This window comes from Bacteroides sp. HPS0048, from assembly GCF_964240755.1.
GTDB classification, from domain to species: Bacteria; Bacteroidota; Bacteroidia; order Bacteroidales; family Bacteroidaceae; genus Bacteroides; species Bacteroides nordii.
On record NZ_CAXSVC010000019.1, the window covers coordinates 76696 to 94398 of the forward strand.

General features: G+C 40.2%; 16 protein-coding genes. 9 read left to right on the forward strand and 7 right to left on the reverse strand.

Features of this window, described 5'->3' with window-relative positions:
* Positions 1-18: 18 nt before the first annotated feature.
* Positions 19-1416, reverse strand: coding sequence for an alkaline phosphatase (locus tag ACESQI_RS15240; RefSeq protein WP_002558968.1), 1398 nt, complete (start codon positions 1414-1416; stop codon positions 19-21).
* 137 nt (positions 1417-1553) lie between these two features.
* Entirely contained in the window at positions 1554-2120 is a 567-nt protein-coding gene (gene efp / locus ACESQI_RS15245; RefSeq protein WP_002558969.1) for an elongation factor P, read from the reverse strand.
* Positions 2121-2312: 192 nt separating this feature from the next.
* On the opposite strand from efp, the gene rpmH reads away from it, so the two are divergent.
* The 7 genes from rpmH (at position 2313) to ACESQI_RS15280 (ending at position 9590) form a co-directional block, all read left to right on the forward strand.
* A complete protein-coding gene (gene rpmH / locus ACESQI_RS15250) occupies positions 2313-2474 on the forward strand; it encodes a 50S ribosomal protein L34 (protein WP_002558970.1) in 162 nt (53 codons plus the stop codon).
* A 418-nt stretch (positions 2475-2892) separates the two neighbouring features.
* Positions 2893-3531, forward strand: coding sequence for a PASTA domain-containing protein (locus tag ACESQI_RS15255; protein WP_025867689.1), 639 nt, complete (start codon positions 2893-2895; stop codon positions 3529-3531).
* 41 nt (positions 3532-3572) lie between these two features.
* On the forward strand, positions 3573-4649 hold the full coding sequence (locus ACESQI_RS15260; RefSeq protein WP_002558972.1) for an RluA family pseudouridine synthase: 1077 nt from the start codon (positions 3573-3575) through the stop codon (positions 4647-4649).
* Positions 4646-5632, forward strand: coding sequence for a D-alanine--D-alanine ligase (locus tag ACESQI_RS15265; protein ID WP_002558973.1), 987 nt, complete (start codon positions 4646-4648; stop codon positions 5630-5632). Before ACESQI_RS15260 ends, ACESQI_RS15265 begins: the two co-directional genes overlap by 4 nt.
* A gap of 6 nt (positions 5633-5638) precedes the next feature.
* Entirely contained in the window at positions 5639-6784 is a 1146-nt protein-coding gene (locus tag ACESQI_RS15270) for a 1-acyl-sn-glycerol-3-phosphate acyltransferase (protein WP_373126519.1), read from the forward strand.
* A 33-nt stretch (positions 6785-6817) separates the two neighbouring features.
* Positions 6818-7213: a rhodanese-like domain-containing protein gene (locus ACESQI_RS15275; protein ID WP_025867691.1), complete on the forward strand. Its 396-nt coding sequence runs from the start codon at positions 6818-6820 to the stop codon at positions 7211-7213.
* 220 nt (positions 7214-7433) lie between these two features.
* The gene (locus ACESQI_RS15280; protein WP_007483665.1) at positions 7434-9590 is read left to right on the forward strand and encodes a pectate lyase; all 2157 of its coding nucleotides are present in this window, start codon (positions 7434-7436) and stop codon (positions 9588-9590) included.
* Positions 9591-9919: 329 nt separating this feature from the next.
* Here the strand turns inward: ACESQI_RS15280 and ACESQI_RS15285 are convergent, their stop codons facing one another.
* Entirely contained in the window at positions 9920-10768 is an 849-nt protein-coding gene (locus ACESQI_RS15285) for an AraC family transcriptional regulator (protein WP_002558977.1), read from the reverse strand.
* A 90-nt stretch (positions 10769-10858) separates the two neighbouring features.
* Here ACESQI_RS15285 and ACESQI_RS15290 point away from each other — a divergent pair, with 90 nt between their 5' ends.
* A complete protein-coding gene (locus ACESQI_RS15290; protein ID WP_278512533.1) occupies positions 10859-12640 on the forward strand; it encodes a PAS domain-containing sensor histidine kinase in 1782 nt (593 codons plus the stop codon).
* Positions 12641-12750: 110 nt separating this feature from the next.
* Here the strand turns inward: ACESQI_RS15290 and ACESQI_RS15295 are convergent, their stop codons facing one another.
* From ACESQI_RS15295 to proB, 3 genes are read right to left on the reverse strand one after another with little or no spacing between them, the layout of a single operon-like run.
* Positions 12751-13707, reverse strand: coding sequence for an acetylornithine carbamoyltransferase (locus tag ACESQI_RS15295; RefSeq protein ID WP_002558979.1), 957 nt, complete (start codon positions 13705-13707; stop codon positions 12751-12753).
* A 33-nt stretch (positions 13708-13740) separates the two neighbouring features.
* On the reverse strand, positions 13741-14991 hold the full coding sequence (locus ACESQI_RS15300; protein ID WP_195660529.1) for a glutamate-5-semialdehyde dehydrogenase: 1251 nt from the start codon (positions 14989-14991) through the stop codon (positions 13741-13743).
* A 16-nt stretch (positions 14992-15007) separates the two neighbouring features.
* Positions 15008-16090: a glutamate 5-kinase gene (gene proB, locus ACESQI_RS15305; RefSeq protein ID WP_195660530.1), complete on the reverse strand. Its 1083-nt coding sequence runs from the start codon at positions 16088-16090 to the stop codon at positions 15008-15010.
* Positions 16091-16278: 188 nt separating this feature from the next.
* Between proB and ACESQI_RS15310 the strand changes: the two genes are divergently transcribed.
* Complete coding sequence (locus ACESQI_RS15310) at positions 16279-17430, forward strand: pyridoxal phosphate-dependent aminotransferase (RefSeq protein ID WP_195660531.1); 1152 nt, start codon at positions 16279-16281, stop codon at positions 17428-17430.
* On the opposite strand, the gene ACESQI_RS15315 is transcribed toward ACESQI_RS15310, so the two are convergent.
* Positions 17399-17632: a DUF2007-related protein gene (locus tag ACESQI_RS15315; RefSeq protein ID WP_002558983.1), complete on the reverse strand. Its 234-nt coding sequence runs from the start codon at positions 17630-17632 to the stop codon at positions 17399-17401. The two genes, ACESQI_RS15310 and ACESQI_RS15315, sit on opposite strands and share 32 nt — an antisense overlap.
* Positions 17633-17703 lie beyond the last annotated feature (71 nt).

The window sequence follows — 17703 nt, forward strand, 5'->3', positions numbered from 1 at the left end:
AGAGGACTTTTGTTTTTATTAATACCTTCCGGCTTTTGCTATTCGTTTTGGAATTTCAATATTATCTATTTTTCCTCCGAAAAGTTGTGAACCAGCTCCAATGGCGAATACCGGAACATAACCGGCTGAGTGGCTGCCGCTGGCCCAGTTGATCATTGCGATTTCATCCATCACTTCTTTGGCGCGTGCAGCCATTGGTTCGCTCTTCGAATATAAACTTTCTTCGAATACCACCTTGCTCTTTACGAATGACTTTTCGTATTCGTCACGCAATTTCTTTTCTTGTTCCCAGGAAATAGGTATTTCTTTCCAGAATCCCATGTTTTCTGCCAGGAACGATTTCATATCTTCCCAGGATACTTTGTTGTTTTTAGCTTTTCTTAGTTCGCTGATTTGTGTAGAAAGCATGTCTGCTGAGTTTTTCTGATATTGAAGCGCTTGCAGGTTCAGTGCATATTTACCGGTACCAAGGGCTATACCACCTGTTTCATGATCCGCTGTCACTACGATCAGTGTTTCTTTGGGATGTTTTTTGTAGAACTCGTAAGCTACTTTGATTGCTTCGTCCATATCAATCACTTCATTGAATGTGGTAGCAGCATCGTTGGCGTGGCAACTCCAGTCTATTTTTCCACCTTCGACCATCAGGAAAAAACCTTTGTTTTTCTCTTTCGTAAGAAACTCAATTGCGCTTTCTGTAATTTGTGCTAAAGTCAGCTCTCCTTCTTTACGATCGATGGCATAGGGGAGAGATGAAACATCAGCACCTTCCTCCTGGATTAAGATCATTTTTTTTGCTTGAGGAACTTTCGCCTTAAAGTCATTGTAGCCACGTGCCAGTGTGTAACCTGCTTCTTCAAACATTGGGAAAATGCTGGGTGCTTCTTTCTTATCAGCTGTTGTAGTTGGTTTTAGGAACCCCGATCCTGCATAAAAATCAAAATCAGCTTTGGGCAGATCTGTTGCAATTTCATAGTACATACTGCGGCTGGGTTGATGCGCATAGAAAGCAGCCGGAGTAGCATGGTCTATACTTACACTGGTAGCAATTCCGACTCTTTTACCGGCCTTTTTGGCTTTTTCAGCTACGGTTTGCAGGGGATTCTTTTGATCATCCATTCCGATAGCACCGTTGTAGGTCTTAGAACCTGTAGCTAAGGCTGTACCGGCAGCCGATGAGTCGGTTACGGAATTTGTTGCGGAAAAAGTACTGGCCATAGTACCTACCGGGAATTGTGTAAAAAGTAATGGCTCTACACCGATGCGTCCGTTTTGTAATTCTGCACGATACATTTCTGTACCATTCACCTGATTTACCCCCATTCCATCTCCTATGAAATAGAACACATACTTTGCTTGCCCGTGTGCAACGACGGATATCAGGACAAAGCATAATACATACATTAATCGCTTCATTTTGTTATAAATTAAAAAGGTTTTTATTTGATAGGCAAATATAATGATTAAGCGGGGCATAAACACAACAAACGGTAAACTAATTGCGGTTATCTTGCAATTGGTTTACCGTTTGTGGTATAAATGAAATATTTTTGTTATGCTTTCACACGTCCTACGTAAGAACCGTCACGTGTGTCAATTTCAATTGTTTCACCTTCGTTGATAAACAATGGAACACGTACTGTAGCACCGGATTCTACTGTAGCAGGTTTCAGGGTGTTGGTAGCTGTATCACCTTTCATACCCGGTTCTGTATAAGTAACTTTCATCTGAACTTTAATGGGCATGTCAGCGTAAAGTACGGTTTCTGTAGAAGCATCGGAAACAACATCTAACACAGCTCCTTCAAGCAGAAAATCAACACCATTGATCAAATCGTGAGCAATAGGATGCTGGTCAAAAGTTTCCTGATTCATGAAGATGTAATCTTCTCCTTCTTTATATAAGAATTGGTAAGGACGACGTTCTACACGCACATCTTCCAACTTTTCACCGATGTTGAAACGGCGTTCGAGAACATAACCGCTTACTACATCTTTCAGCTTGGTACGCATAAAAGTGTTACCTTTTCCGGGTTTTACGTGAAGAAATTCAATGCAGAAATAGAGTTTTCCGTCCATACGGATACAGGTTCCGTTCTTGATGTCTTGAGCATTAATCATACTTGATATCCTTTATTATTATAATGTTATTGAGTTATCGACTGATATTTCCGAGTGCAAAAGTAATCTAAATCGGCAAAAAACACAAAATCTTTTGACTAAAAATGAGTTATCTCTTGGTTTATTTAAAAAAAGTGCCTATTTTTGCAGCCCGATTACGTAGAATAATAACAATAAAAACAAGATATAATAATGAAAAGAACATTTCAACCCTCTAACAGAAAGAGAAAAAACAAACACGGTTTCCGTGAGAGAATGGCATCAGCTAACGGTCGTAGAGTATTGGCTGCCCGTCGTGCAAAAGGTCGTAAGAAACTGACTGTTTCTGACGAATACAACGGAGTAAAAGCATAAGGCTCTTTAGTCACATAGTTGTACAAAAAGAAATTGGAGAAGTAAAGGCATTGTCTTTACTTCTTTTTTTTGTCCCCTAATGGGAACTCACTTTCTTCTACGGGGTAGTCTCCTTTGTTCGGTGGGATAGAATGTACGACATGTGCATCTCGTACATTACCAGATGTGCATGTGGAGCAGCACGAGATGTGCATGTCGTGCAGTACGAGATGTGCATCTCATACATCGTTCCGTTATGGCTTTCTATGTATCTGTGTATGTCAAGCTATACGAAAGAATCTATGTAGTAATGAGTTGCAAATGTTATTATGTGGCTTAATTACGTTCTATTGGCGTCAGAAAACTAAAAACTCTGTAAAACTCTATGCTACTATGTACTTAAAATTGTATCTTTGACCCGGATTAACGGCTAAGATTTATGACGATAAAGGAATTTTTTTCATTCAAGACCAATAAGTACTTTTGGTTAAACCTGATAGCTATGATGGCAGTAGTCATTCTGCTGTTATTTGGAGTGTTGAAATGGCTGGATGTTTATACTCGTCACGGTGAAGCTGTCGTGGTGCCGGATGTCAAGGGTATGACAGTGGGAGAGGCAGAAATGCTTTTGCGTAATCATGGTTTGGTATGCGTCGTCTCGGATTCTAACTATGTGAAAAATAAACCTGCCGGGAGTATCCTGGAATTAAATCCATCTGCCGGTCAGAAGGTGAAAGAAGGAAGAACGATCTATTTGACTATAAATACATTGGATGTTCCTTTGCGTCTTGTTCCGGATGTTGCCGATAATAGTTCTGTGCGTCAGGCACAGGCTAAGATACTGGCAGCCGGATTTAAACTTTCTGAGAATGAACTGATCTCAGGAGAAAAAGATTGGGTATATGGTGTGAAGTATAAAGGGCGCCAATTGAACATGGGCGATAAAGTTCCGGTGGGAGCTACACTGACACTATTGGTGGGCGATGGAGAGACGCAGGTTCAGGATAGTGATTCTCTTGAGATTGTAGAGGATGCGGCAGGAACTACGGATGTGTCGACAGATGACTCCTGGTTTTAAGTAAATTTACCTACTTGTTTATAGATAAGAGAGCGAACTGTATGATAGAGGAATTGCCGGACGATATCGAAACTGATATTGATGATATAGAACCTGTTGGCGAGGAAGCCAATGCCCAGCTTTACGAACACTTTAGGGTGGTAGTAGACAAGGGACAGGCTTTGATGAGAGTCGATAAGTATCTGTTTGAACGTATTGTTAATGCTTCACGAAACCGTATTCAGAATGCTGCTGCTGACGGGTTTGTGATGGTCAACGGAAAACCGGTAAAGAGCAGCTATAAGGTGAAGCCACTTGACGTGATAACGGTCATGATGGATCGTCCGCGTTATGAGAATGAGATAATTCCCGAAGATATTCCTCTTAATATCGTTTACGAAGATAAATACCTGATGGTAGTAAATAAGCCTCCTGGGCTGGTGGTGCATCCGGGGCATGGAAACTATCATGGAACATTGGTGAATGCTTTGGCATGGCATATGAAAGATAATCCGGACTATGATGCCAATGACCCGCATGTAGGTCTTGTGCACCGTATAGATAAAGATACTTCCGGATTACTGGTTATAGCTAAAACACCGGATGCAAAGACCAATTTGGGAATACAATTCTTTAATAAAACAACCAAACGTAAATATCGTGCACTGGTATGGGGCATTGTAGAACAAGACGAGGGTACTATTATCGGTAACCTTGCCCGTAACCCGAAAGATAGAATGCAGATGGCTGTAATGTCCGATCCAACAGTTGGCAAGCATGCTGTAACTCATTACAGGGTACTTGAACGTTTGGGGTATGTCACTCTGGTGGAGTGTGTACTTGAAACCGGGCGGACCCATCAGATCAGAGTTCATATGAAGCATATCGGTCATGTCCTGTTTAATGACGAACGTTATGGGGGGCATGAGATTCTGAAGGGGACTCATTTTAGTAAATACAAACAATTTGTAAACAACTGCTTTGACACTTGTCCGCGGCAGGCTTTGCATGCCATGACACTGGGGTTTGTTCATCCTGTCACAGGGGAGGAGATGAACTTTACTTCAGAGTTGCCTGACGACATGGCCCAACTGATAGAGAAGTGGAGAGGCTATATAAGTAATAGAGAATTAGAATGAAACGCACAATTGCTATCATAGCAGGAGGGGATACCTCCGAATTTTATGTATCTCTGCGTAGTGCACAGGGAATATATTCCTTTATAGATAAGGAGAAGTACAATTTGTATATCGTTGAGATGGAAGGACTCCGTTGGGAAGTACAATTGCCCGACGGAAAGAAAGCACCCGTAGATCGCAATGATTTTAGTTTTGTAAACGGTACGGATAAGGTGAAGTTTGACTTTGCTTACATCACCATTCACGGTACTCCGGGTGAAGATGGCCGTTTGCAGGGATATTTCGATATGTTGCGTATCCCATACTCTTGTTGTGGAGTATTGGCAGCAGCTATCACTTATGATAAATTTACTTGTAACCAATACCTCAAGGCTTTTGGGGTTCGTATCTCCGAATCTCTGTTGCTTCGTCAGGGGCAGTCTATCTCGGATGAAGATGTTGTTGAGAAGATCGGATTACCTTGTTTTATCAAGCCCAGTCTGGGTGGCTCCAGTTTTGGAGTAACAAAGGTCAAAACACGTGAGCAGATACAGCCCGCTATTACTAAAGCATTCAATGAAGCGCAGGAAGTACTTATTGAAGCTTTTATGGATGGCACGGAGATTACTTGCGGTTGTTATAAAACAAAAGAGAAATCGGTGGTGTTTCCTATAACGGAAGTAGTTACCAACAATGAGTTCTTTGACTATGATGCTAAGTACAACGGTCAGGTAGATGAAATTACTCCTGCCCGTATTTCTGATGATCTCACGCGTCGCGTACAAACCCTGACTTCGGCTATCTACGATATTTTGGGTTGTTCCGGAATTATTCGTGTAGATTATATCATAACAGCCGGTGATAAAATAAATTTGCTGGAGGTTAATACAACTCCGGGGATGACAGCTACCAGTTTTATTCCTCAGCAAGTACGTGCTGCCGGACTGGATATAAAAGAAGTGATGACTGATATAATAGAGAATAAGTTTTCTCATAAATTATAGCTGCTTATGAATACAACAGAGTTTGATGAAATACGTCCTTACAATGACGATGAACTTCCTCAAATATTTGAGGAACTAATAGCTGATCCGGCATTTCAAAAAGCTGCTTGTAGTGCCATTCCGAATGTGCCTTTTGAAATACTGGCACAGAAGATGCGTGCTTGTAAAACGAAATTGGATTTTCAGAAGACCTTCTGCTATGGTATTTTATGGAAGATAGCAAAAGACTTTACTGATGGTTTGAGTTTGGATCATACAGCATTGCCGGGTAAAAAGAAGGCTTATACTTATATATCCAATCACCGGGATATTATTCTTGATTCGGGTTTTCTTTCTATCTTGCTGGTAGATCAAGGTATGGATACCGTAGAGATCGCTATTGGAGATAATTTGCTGATTTATCCGTGGATTAAGAAATTGGTTCGTGTTAATAAGTCGTTTATAGTACAACGTGCATTGACTATGCGACAAATGTTAGAATCATCTGCCCGTATGTCACGCTATATGCACTATACGATTATGGAGAAGAATCAGTCCATCTGGATTGCCCAGCGTGAAGGACGTGCCAAAGATTCTAATGACCGTACGCAGGATAGTGTCTTGAAAATGCTGGCTATGGGAGGAGAGGGAGATACGATTGACCGGTTGATGGAAATAAATATCGCTCCGATTGCCATTTCGTATGAGTATGATCCTTGTGATTTTCTGAAGGCTCAGGAATTTCAGTTGAAGAGAGATATTGAGGGATATAAGAAAACAACGCAGGATGATTTGAGAAATATGCAGACCGGATTGTTTGGTTATAAAGGGAAAGTACATTTTCAGGCAGCTGCTTGTATTAATGATGTTTTAGAGCAGCTTGATCGTAGTTTACCAAAGCCGGAATTGTTTTCGCATATCTCTTCTGTGATAGATAAACGTATTCATAGTAATTATCGTATCTATCCGGGAAACTATGTGGCACACGATTTATTATCGGGTACTTGTGAATTTGTCAGTCATTATACGCAGGAAGAGAAACTACATTTTGAAAAATATATTGAGCAACAGTTGAGTAAGATTGATATTCCCAATAAGGATGTTCCATTTCTGCGTGAGAAGTTATTGTTGATGTATGCCAATCCGTTGACTAACTACTTGTCTGCTCTTTAATGAAAATAATATTTGTTTTTTAATCGTATAACAATGTCAAAGATGAGTCAACTATTTGCAGGTTTTTTCCTTTTGATTTCTACTTTATTCTCTTGTCAGCAGCCGAAAGCAGATTTCAAATCACTATCGGTCGCAGATTTTGATTCTTTTATTAAAGCGGATGATGTACAGCGTTTGGATGTTCGTACGTTGGCCGAGTATTCGGAAGGCCATATCCCGGGAGCGGTAAATATCAATGTTCTGGATGATTCATTTGCTGCTATGGCTGATTCTACGCTTCAGAAAGAGAGACCGGTGGCTCTTTATTGCCGTAGTGGGAAAAGGAGTAAGAAAGCAGCAGAAATTTTAAGTAAGCGCGGCTATAAAGTCTATGAGCTTGATAAAGGATTTAATGCCTGGCAGCAGGAAGCAAAAGAAATAGAACATTAACTCTTTTATTCTATCAATAAAGGCGGCTATGTAATTGAAAAATGATATAGTTATTGTCTTTCTATAGCGGTTCGGATGACCTATCTTTATTAGATAAGTCATCCGAACCGTTTTTTCTACATAAAAAGTTTATTATTCCACATTCACTGGGTTAATTCTCCGTAATCTTGCAGTCGTCAAACTGACGCTTTCTCTAATAATAATTGTGAAATATGAGACTATGAAAATCAAGACTCTACTTTTGTTTGTGTTTACCTTATTGGTATCGATTGCTTCTTCGGCTGCCGTTTCTATTAAAGAGATCGGTGGATGGTTTGAATCAGGTTATGTAACCTGGAATTTAGTAGACGGTGCTTCTACTTATCATGTTTATTATAAATCTGTAAATGGTTCTTATGTAAAACTTGATACCGAACTGGTTCGTGATTATGGCACTTATGGCCGTGCAGATGTATTAGGCGTTGTCCCGGGAAGTTATATATTTAAGGTTGTACCCGTTGATGAGGATGGTACCGAAATGGATATGGCGGCAGAATCTACTTCATTTGCAGTGAAAGCTCATGACCGTGCAGGTTTTGCCCACTTCAATTATTCAGGGGTAGGGGCATATAAGGATGATGGTACGCTGAAAGAAAATGCAAAGGTTCTTTATGTGACATCTAAAACTGCCAAAACAGTGACTTGCGATGTTGTTACAGATAGCAAGGGAAAGGTTGAAACATTCACCGGACTTCAGGCAATTATTGATGCGCGTCAGAAAGGATATGATACTACTCCTTTGGTTGTTCGTATTGTAGGAACAATCGAAGCTGCTGATATGGATTACTTTTCCAGTAGTGCAGAAGGGTTGCAAATTAAAGGGAAGAATGCCGATAGTGAAATGAATATTACACTTGAAGGTGTAGGAGATGATGCTACAATACGTGGGTTTGGCATTTTGCTGAGAAACTGTAAGAGTGTTGAAATTAGGAATCTGGCTATCATGCTTTGCATGGATGACTGTTTGTCTTTGGATACAGACAATAGTAATTGTTGGATACATAATATTGACTTTTTCTATGGAAAGACAGGGAGTGCTGCTGACCAGGCAAAAGGTGATGGTTCTCTGGACTGTAAGACCAATTCAAAATATATGACTTTCTCCTATAATCATTTCTGGGATTCAGGAAAAATGTCTCTTTGTGGAATGAAGTCTGAAAGCGGAGAGAATTTTATAAGTTATCATCATAATTGGTTTGACCATTCCGATTCACGGCATCCTCGTGTACGTACAATGACCGTACATGTGTATAACAATTATTTTGATGGAATTGCGAAATATGGAGTGGGAGCTACTACAGGTTCGAATGTATTTGTAGAAAGCAATTATTATCGTAATGCTAATAAGCCGATGCTCATTTCTTTGCAGGGAACAGATATTGTTAATGGAGTAAAGAATGGAACTTTCTCCGGAGAAAGTGGTGGAATGATCAAGGCTTTCGGAAATGTTTATGCTGAGAAATCTTCTAATTTCAAACTTGTTACTCACAAGCAATCTGCAACAAGTTTTGACTGCTACGAAGCAGAAACTCGTGATGAAGTTGTCCCTGCTTCTTATGTAACTTTGTCCGGTGGTACTTCTTATAATAACTTTGATACGGATAAGAGTAAGATGTATACCTATACAGCCGATGCAGCAACCGATGTGCCTGGTATTGTTACCGGACAGTATGGTGCAGGGCGTATGCAACACGGTGATTTTGAATGGACTTTTAATAATGCCGTAGACGATACTTCTTCTGACGTGAATACTGCATTGAAAGCAGCGATAACGAATTATACCACCAGTTTAGTAGGAATTTTTGGTGATACCTCTGGTGGTGGTACTACTCCGGTTCCTCCTACACCTCCTGTGGATGGTGATTATACATGTTATTTTACTGCTGATAAAAAGCCTTCAAACTCATTCTATTCAGTAACCGGTAGTTACTCTAAAGACAAGGGTACAGCAACTGTAAATGGCACGGTTTATACCTGGTGTTTGAAATTGGAGAGTGCTACTTCTGTGAAGTTTACGATAGAAGAAGAAATGATTTTGACCCTGGTATTTGCAGAGGGAAGTACACCGAATATTAAAATAGATGGAACTAAAGTAGTAAGTGCTTCTGGTAATATCATTACATCTGTACTTAATGCAGGTTCCCATGAACTAACTAAAGCGGATTCAAATAACCTTTTCTATATCAACCTGACTTCTTCAAATCCAACCGGTATTAATGAAGCTTTGAATGATGCTGCCGATGAAGATGGCGTTATTTATGATCTTTCCGGACGGGTGGTTAAAAATCCACAGAGAGGCATTTATATTAGAAATGGTAAGAAGATTGTTTTTCCATAACATTAGTTTGGTGTAAAATAAAACTTGGGATGTGTGATATTAATATATGTTCCTGAGTATATTAGTCGATTTCATTACTGAATAGACAATGAGCAAAACTCACCACCGAGTAACACAGAGTTTAAATCTTTATTGAAACGCAGACTTCTAAGACCTGCACAAATATTTGCGCAGGTCTTAGAAGTCTGCGTTAATCCGCGTTTCATCAGATAAATAGTACTCTGTGAAACTTCGTGTTACTCTGTGGTGAAATACACTCAAAACTATACAAGAAAGAATTTGAGTCCGTCAGTGGTTTTTCTTATTCTAAAACTACAATAGTTGTTTCACTACCTCTTCTCATTGCGAAATTTTTGTGGTGTCATCCCTACGTGTCTCTTAAAAAACTTATTGAAGAATGCTGCATTATTGAATCCGAGATTCAGCGCGATATCTTTAACGGGAGTATGAGTGGTACGTAATAGGGTACGGGCATCTAAAATCAGAATACTGTTAATAACTTCCATCGCAGTTTGCCCATTTGATTTTTTTTTCACGATATGACAAAGTGTTGTTGATTTAATACCCATTTTTGTTGCGTAGAACTGTACCTGGTGTTGCTGTGTATGATATTCCTGTACAAGCCGGATAAACTTCCGATAGATGGCGGAATGCCTGTTGACAGGTGCTACTTGTAACAATGCTTTTCGTTGACTGAGTTCTGTGAATCCCTGTAAGAGTGCTTCAAGTATTGATTTGAGTGTGGCACGACTCAGCAAAAATGGTACGTCTTTACAAATTCGTGTCAGTAGTGAGAAAGTATCTGTATAGATATTGAATATTTTTTCGGGTAAGGGAAGTAAGGGATGTTCATTGATGATGTAGAACGTGTCAATAATTGATTTATCTAAATTGGTTTCGTGAACGAATGGTAGCGAAAATAGAATGACATGCATCTGTATATCGTCCGATGTTTTTAATATTTGAATAAAACTTTCCGAAGGAATAGCTATCATTGTGCCTGCTCCGATATTATAGTGTACCAGATTGATCATTGCTTTGAGGCGTCCCTGAACGCAAAGGGCGAAAATAACGACTTTAGTCTTTTTGAGTTCAGCGCAATATGCCCGTAACGTTTCACTGCCAATATGGTCATTGGCGATAAAATCGGTAGATATATGTAGTTCTGGAGTAAGCATGTTTTTGTTTGCTAAACGCTGAAATCTCTATTTTGGTTGCAAAAGTCATGATATTGACCTCTATTTAAGTTAATAACTTGTTAATTCTGTTTGGTGTGTGTTTACTATCTGTTAAAAGTGGTCAATCTGTACAGAATGGAATATAATATAAGAATAATGGAATATCGTTTCCATCTTGATTTGTTGTTAGGGTACGGGATTAACACGACCTTTGTATTCAGACACAACTCAGGTTATTGTATGAATAAATATCGGTTTAAGGTACGTTACTTGCCTGCCTTTTTACCTTTTCTGGTAGGGGAGAATAGTGCTCTGTTCATAATTGTTACAGCATTATTTATTGTTATTGTTCTTTTGTGTATAGCATTATGGCGTTTATATGTATGTCAACGGGTGATTAAAGAGATACGGGTAGGCGATGCCATCAGTAGGCAGTTGTTTGATGTATGGCCGCTAAGCATCCTTATTCTCAGTCCGGAAGGGAGGATAGAACGGATGAATAATCTATTGTTGGAAGAACTGCAACTGGATATGGGCCGGATAGCGGGCAAACCGATAACCGATATCATCGAGTTGGTCCAGGACAAAGTGAATCTATTACCTCATTTCCTGGAAAAAATAGTACAAGGACAACATACTATTTCATTCTCTACAAATAGCTTTATTCGTGAGCCTCATGCAAATATTAGTTTTTTGATACAAGGGGGAATTGTAGGGGTTTATGATAAAGGCCGCTTGGTGAAAATTGTTTTTTATTTGCGCAATGTTCTCGAAGAACGAACCCAACGGCATGTATTGAATATTGCCTTGAGTAAAACACAGATTTTTTCCTGGTCATTTGATATGGAACGAAATCTGATGGTGATTGATCCTCGCTATTTTGATTATCTGGGTATTCCTACAAAAGACTATACGCTAACTATGGAGCAGTATGCTGATCTGGTACATCCTGATGACCGGAAAGAACTTTTTGAAGCTCTTGGGGGACAACTGACTGGAAATTTGTATGAAGCCCCTGTACCTTTCCGACTACATCGGGGTGATGGGAGCTGGGAGTGGTTTGAAGGGCAATCAACGTATGTAGGGCAACTTTCGGATCTTCCATTCCGCATTGTGGGTATTTGTATGAGTACGCAACGTCATAAAGATATTGAAGATACGCTGAATGATGCTCTTCGTAAGGCACAACGTAGCGATCAGTTGAAAAGTGCTTTTTTAGCTAATATGAGTCACGAGATTCGCACTCCGCTCAATGCTATTGTAGGGTTTTCGACTTTGCTTGTCAGTGAGCAGGCTGAGATGACCCCGGAAGAAGTAGAGGAGTATGCAGCACTTATCGATAAAAACGGGCGGTTGCTGATGCTTCTGATTTCAGATATTTTGGATTTGTCAAAAATAGAATCGAACACAATGGAGTTTAATATTTATACTTTCTCATTAAATGCAATGTTCGCTGATATAGCCCGCATGCAACAGATGAATATGAAATCTGGTGTAGAACTAATAGTGGACTTACCCGAAGAGGATACGGAGATAACAGCTGACTCGGCACGCTTGGGACAAGTAGTGAATAATCTGATAAATAATGCAGTGAAGTTTACTCCTGTGGGGAGTATCCGGATCGGATATCGACGGACAGGAGAAGATATGGTAGAGTTGTTTGTTGAAGATACCGGAAATGGAATGTCTGAAGAGGTACTCGAGCATATCTTCGAGCGTTTTTATAAAGGAGACTCTTTTGTACAAGGCACAGGGTTAGGTCTTGCTATTTGCAAAACTATCGTAGAGCATTTTTATGGCGAAATTTGCGTTAGGTCGAAGCCCGGAGAAGGGGCGAGATTTGATGTCAGGTTGCCGATAGGAGGGAGATAGGAGTAGTTTATAAAAATAGAGGAAGGCTCGTATTACAGTGTCTTATAACTCCGTTTGTTCCTTCCTCGTTTAAGTGTTTTGCACCAAAAGCGTTGTTTTTAGGTCTGGAATTATTCCAATCCTTCAAGTAATCTTTTCAACACTACCGTTGCTGAGATTTCACGGTTGGCTGCTTCCGGAATAACGATAGACTGAGGGCTTTCAATTACATCATCTGTTACAATCATATTTCGGCGTACAGGCAGGCAGTGCATAAAATATGCATTGTTTGTAACTGCCATTTGGCGGTCACTAACTGTCCAGTTACGGTCGGTACTTAATATTTGACCATAATTATCACCTGTATAACCAGCCCAGTTCTTGGCATAGATGAAATCTGCTCCTTCGAAAGCTTTCATTTGGTCATATTCTACTTTGGCATGCCCTACAAACTTAGGATCAAGTTCATAACCTTCGGGGTGAGTGATTACGAAATCATAATCAGTTGCGTTCATCCATTCTGCAAATGAGTTGGGTACAGCCTGTGGCAATGGGCGTGGATGCGGAGCCCATGTCATAACTACTTTCGGGCGAGGCTTTTTCTTATATTCTTCAATTGTGATCAGATCGGCAAAACTTTGCAGCGGATGGCGTGTAGCTGCCTCCATTGAGAATACAGGACGTCCCGAATATTTGATAAACTGGTTGATAATCACTTCTTCATAGTCGTAATCGCGATTCTCGAAGCGGGCAAACGACCGTACTCCTATAATGTCGCAGTAGCAGCCCATAACCGGGATTGCTTCTAAAATATGCTCCGGTTTATCACCATCCATAATGACACCACGTTCTGTTTCCAGTTTCCAGGCTCCCTGGTTGATATCGAGAACCATTACATTCATGCCCAGATTCAGTGCCGCCTTTTGTGTACTAAGACGGGTTCGCAGACTGGAATTGAAGAAAATCATCATTAATGTTTTGTTTCTTCCCAGTTCTACATATTTGAAGCGGTCTTTTTTTATTTCAAATGCTTCGGCAAGGGCTGATTTTAAATCACCTATGTCTTGCACGCAAGTAAATTTCTTCATACCTGTCTGTTTTTAATTATTAGTTATTAATCTTTAGTTTTCTCTTGTCTGTCCATCTCCCTCGATAATCCATTTATAGGAGGTGATCTCTTCAAGTGCCATAGGACCACGTGCATGTAGTTTCTGTGTACTGATACCTATTTCTGCTCCCAGTCCGAATTGTGCGCCATCTGTGAAAGCTGTGGATACATTGGCATATACACAAGCTGCGTCTACCATTTTGCAAAATAAGGTTGCACGTTCTTTATCTTCTGTAACAATACTTTCGCTATGTCTGGAGCTGTACTCTACGATATGTCCCAAAGCATCTTCAAAGCTTTTCACGGTCTTTATAGCCATTTTATAATCCAGGAATTCCGTACCAAAACTCTCTGTTGTAGCTTGCTTTAACAGATGTTCCGGGTAATGCCCTTCCAAAGCATGATAAGCTTGAGGATCGGCATAAATAGTAACATTACTATTCTGTAATTTCTTGCAGATAGCTGGTAAGTCATTCAAACGTTTTTCATGAATAATAACACAGTCGAGTGCATTGCACACACTTACGCGGCGTGTTTTTGCATTATTGATGATAGCTGCACCTTTGGTTGTATCACCGTATTCGTCAAAATAGGTGTGGCAGATTCCAGCTCCTGTCTCGATGACGGGGATTGTTGCATTTTCGCGTACAAAGTTTATCAGATTACTACTTCCGCGTGGGATAATGAGATCTACATAACCTGTTGCATGAAGTAGCTCGGTGGTTGCTTCCCTGTCAGCAGGAAGAAGCTCTACTATATGTGTATCTACGTTGAATTGTTTTAATACTTTGTGGATAACGCTTATGATTGCCTGATTGGAACTGTCTGCATCGCTGCCTCCTTTTAAAATACAGGCATTGCCACTTTTAAGACAGAGAGAAAATACGTCGAAACTCACGTTGGGGCGTGCTTCATAAATGATACCGATAACACCGAAAGGAACACTGACCTTGGTGAGTTTCATTCCGTTTGGGCGGACTGTCTCTTTCAATATCCGTCCTAAAGGTGAGGGAAGGGTAGCTACATTACGAATATCTGCGGCAATTCCTTCCAGGCGTTCTGCTGTGAGTTTCAGACGATCATATTTGGGATTTGCTTTATCCATTCGTGCAAGATCTTTTGCATTTTCATTTAGAATGGAAGGAGTTTCCGCAATGGCTGCGTCAGCTACTGCATTCAATATCTGATTAATTGTCTCATCGCTCAGTAGTGCCAACTTTCGGCTGGCTGCTTGTACGGCAATAAATGTTTCGTTTAACTTCATATTCTTAAAAGTCATATTATTCTATATACAAATAATCATAATGTACCACTGCTTTCTTACCATGTTTGCCCATCGCCTCTCGTGCTTGTGCTGAGTCACAATTTGCTTTACCTACTCCCACTGGTACTCCTTCGAAGTTGAAAATACGTACAATATCGTCTTTCTCAAATTCACCTTCGATTTTTATTATACCAATGGGAAGAATACTTACAGCTTTATCCGAAGCCAATACTTCTGTGGCTTGTTCATTAATATGTATCTCTCCTTTGGCGAATCCTTCACTGTGGGCGATCCATTTTTTTACGCTTGAAACAGGCTCTTTCGACGGAGTGAAGCGTGTACAGAGGGTTTCCTTAGGGTGTTGTAATAAATCTACAAGAATATTATCCCGTTTTCCATTGGCTATGATTACGGTAATCCCTTCATCTGCTACTTTACGGGCAATATTGGTTTTGGTTAACATTCCACCTCTTCCAAAACTCGATTTGCTGGCTTGTATATAGCTGGACAAATCTTTTCCATGGCCTATTTCGCGGATGACGGAAGAGGATGGATCTGTAGGTGAACCATTATATATGCCATCTATATTGCTTAGTATAATAAGAGCTTGTGTATCCATCATTGAAGCGATCAGGCCGGATAACTCATCATTATCAGTAAACATTAATTCTGTGACGGAGATGGTATCATTTTCATTGACAATGGGGATTACTCCATTTTCAAGCATTACAGTCATGCAGTTCTTCTGGTTCAGATAATGTCGGCGGGTACCAAAACTTTCTTTGGTTGTCAGTACCTGTCCTACAGGTATAGCATGATCACGGAAAAGTTCGTAATAACGATTGATTAACTTAGCCTGTCCTACAGCAGAGAATAATTGACGCTGGTCTACGCTATCGAGTTTCTTTATCGTTCGTATTTCGCTGCGTCCGGAAGCTACGGCACCCGAAGATATGAGGATCACTTCGACACCTGTTTTATGTAATTCCGCTATCTGATCGACAAGGGCTGACATACGTGTTACGTCTAATGTTCCATCCCGACGCGTCAGTACATTACTTCCTACCTTTACGGCTATTCTTGTAAACTCTTGTTTCATTTTTACTAACGATTTGGAAGTACAAATATAGAACTTTTTATCGATATGATAGTTATAGGTGCTTGTTTTTACGGATAAATAAGAATACGTACATAAAACCGGAAGAACTAAGAAATAAAGTCTTTTTCACTGGTAACATTCATACTGTAAAAATAGTATCTTTGTACCCCGAAAAAATAGATAAACCAATGAAACAGACTAATCCTCAGGTTGAACAAATGACCTCGTTTATCGTCATGGACGTATTAGAGCGAGCTAATGAATTACAGAAACAGGGTATTGATATTATCCATCTTGAGGTAGGTGAACCCGATTTTGATGTGCCTGCCTGTGTCGCGGAAGCAGCAAAAAAAGCATATGATTCTCATTTAACACATTACACCCATTCTTTAGGTGACCCTGAATTAAGACGCGAAATAGCTGATTTCCATTATCGGGAATATGGTGTGAAGGTAGACCCCGACTGTATTGTGGTGACTTCCGGTTCTTCACCGGCAATTCTATTGGTATTGTTGTTGCTTTGTCGGCCGGATAGTGAGGTGATTCTTTCAAATCCGGGATATGCCTGTTATCGTAATTTTGTGTTGGCTGCACAAGCAAAACCGGTATTGGTGCCACTTCGCGAAGAAAATGGTCTGCAGTATAATATAGAGGATATTAAAAAGTTTATCACCACCCGTACGGCAGCTATCTTTATTAATTCACCAATGAATCCTACCGGGTTATTGCTGGAGGATAAGTTTCTTAAAGAAATAGCTTCATTGGGTGTTCCGGTCATTTCAGATGAAATTTATCATGGATTGGTTTATGAAGGACGTGCCCGTAGTATTCTGGAATTTACTGATCAGGCTTTTGTATTGAATGGCTTTTCAAAACGCTTTGCCATGACAGGATTACGGCTTGGATATGTGATTGCACCTAAATCGTGTATGCGAGCATTGCAGAAATTGCAGCAAAATCTTTTTATCTGTGCCCCCAGTATTGCTCAACAAGCAGGTATCGCTGCACTTCGCCATGCTGCTCCGGATGTGGAGCAGATGCGGGCAACGTATGACGAACGCCGACGTTATATGATTCAACGTCTTCGCGAAATGGGATTTGGTATCCGCGTTGAACCCAAAGGTGCTTTCTACATATTTGCTGATGCTCGCAAGTTTACAAAAGATTCTTATAAGTTTGCTTTTGAAGTTTTAGAGCAAGCACATGTAGGCATTACACCGGGAGTTGACTTCGGTACAGGAGGAGAAGGCTACGTACGCTTTTCGTATGCCAACTCATTGGAGAATATTCGCGAAGCACTCGATCGTCTTAATCGTTTTCTGCTTTCTCGCGGCTCCTGATAATTTCCATAGCAGGCTCATAGTTATCCTCTTTTACCATAACGGATACTGTAGGACTGATATAAGGTGCTATTGTTGTTATAAGGCCGTCTTTTAAGGCGGCATCTATTTCATTACTTTCAAGCAATCCTTTGATAAGTTCTGCTTCCCATCTTGAACCGGAAAATACTTCGATCAGACGGCTGTTATCTTCTTCTTTCATAATTTCTGAGCTATAGGGTGTTTATACTTTCACAAATGTACACGATAATTTCTGAAAAAACGCATGGAAAG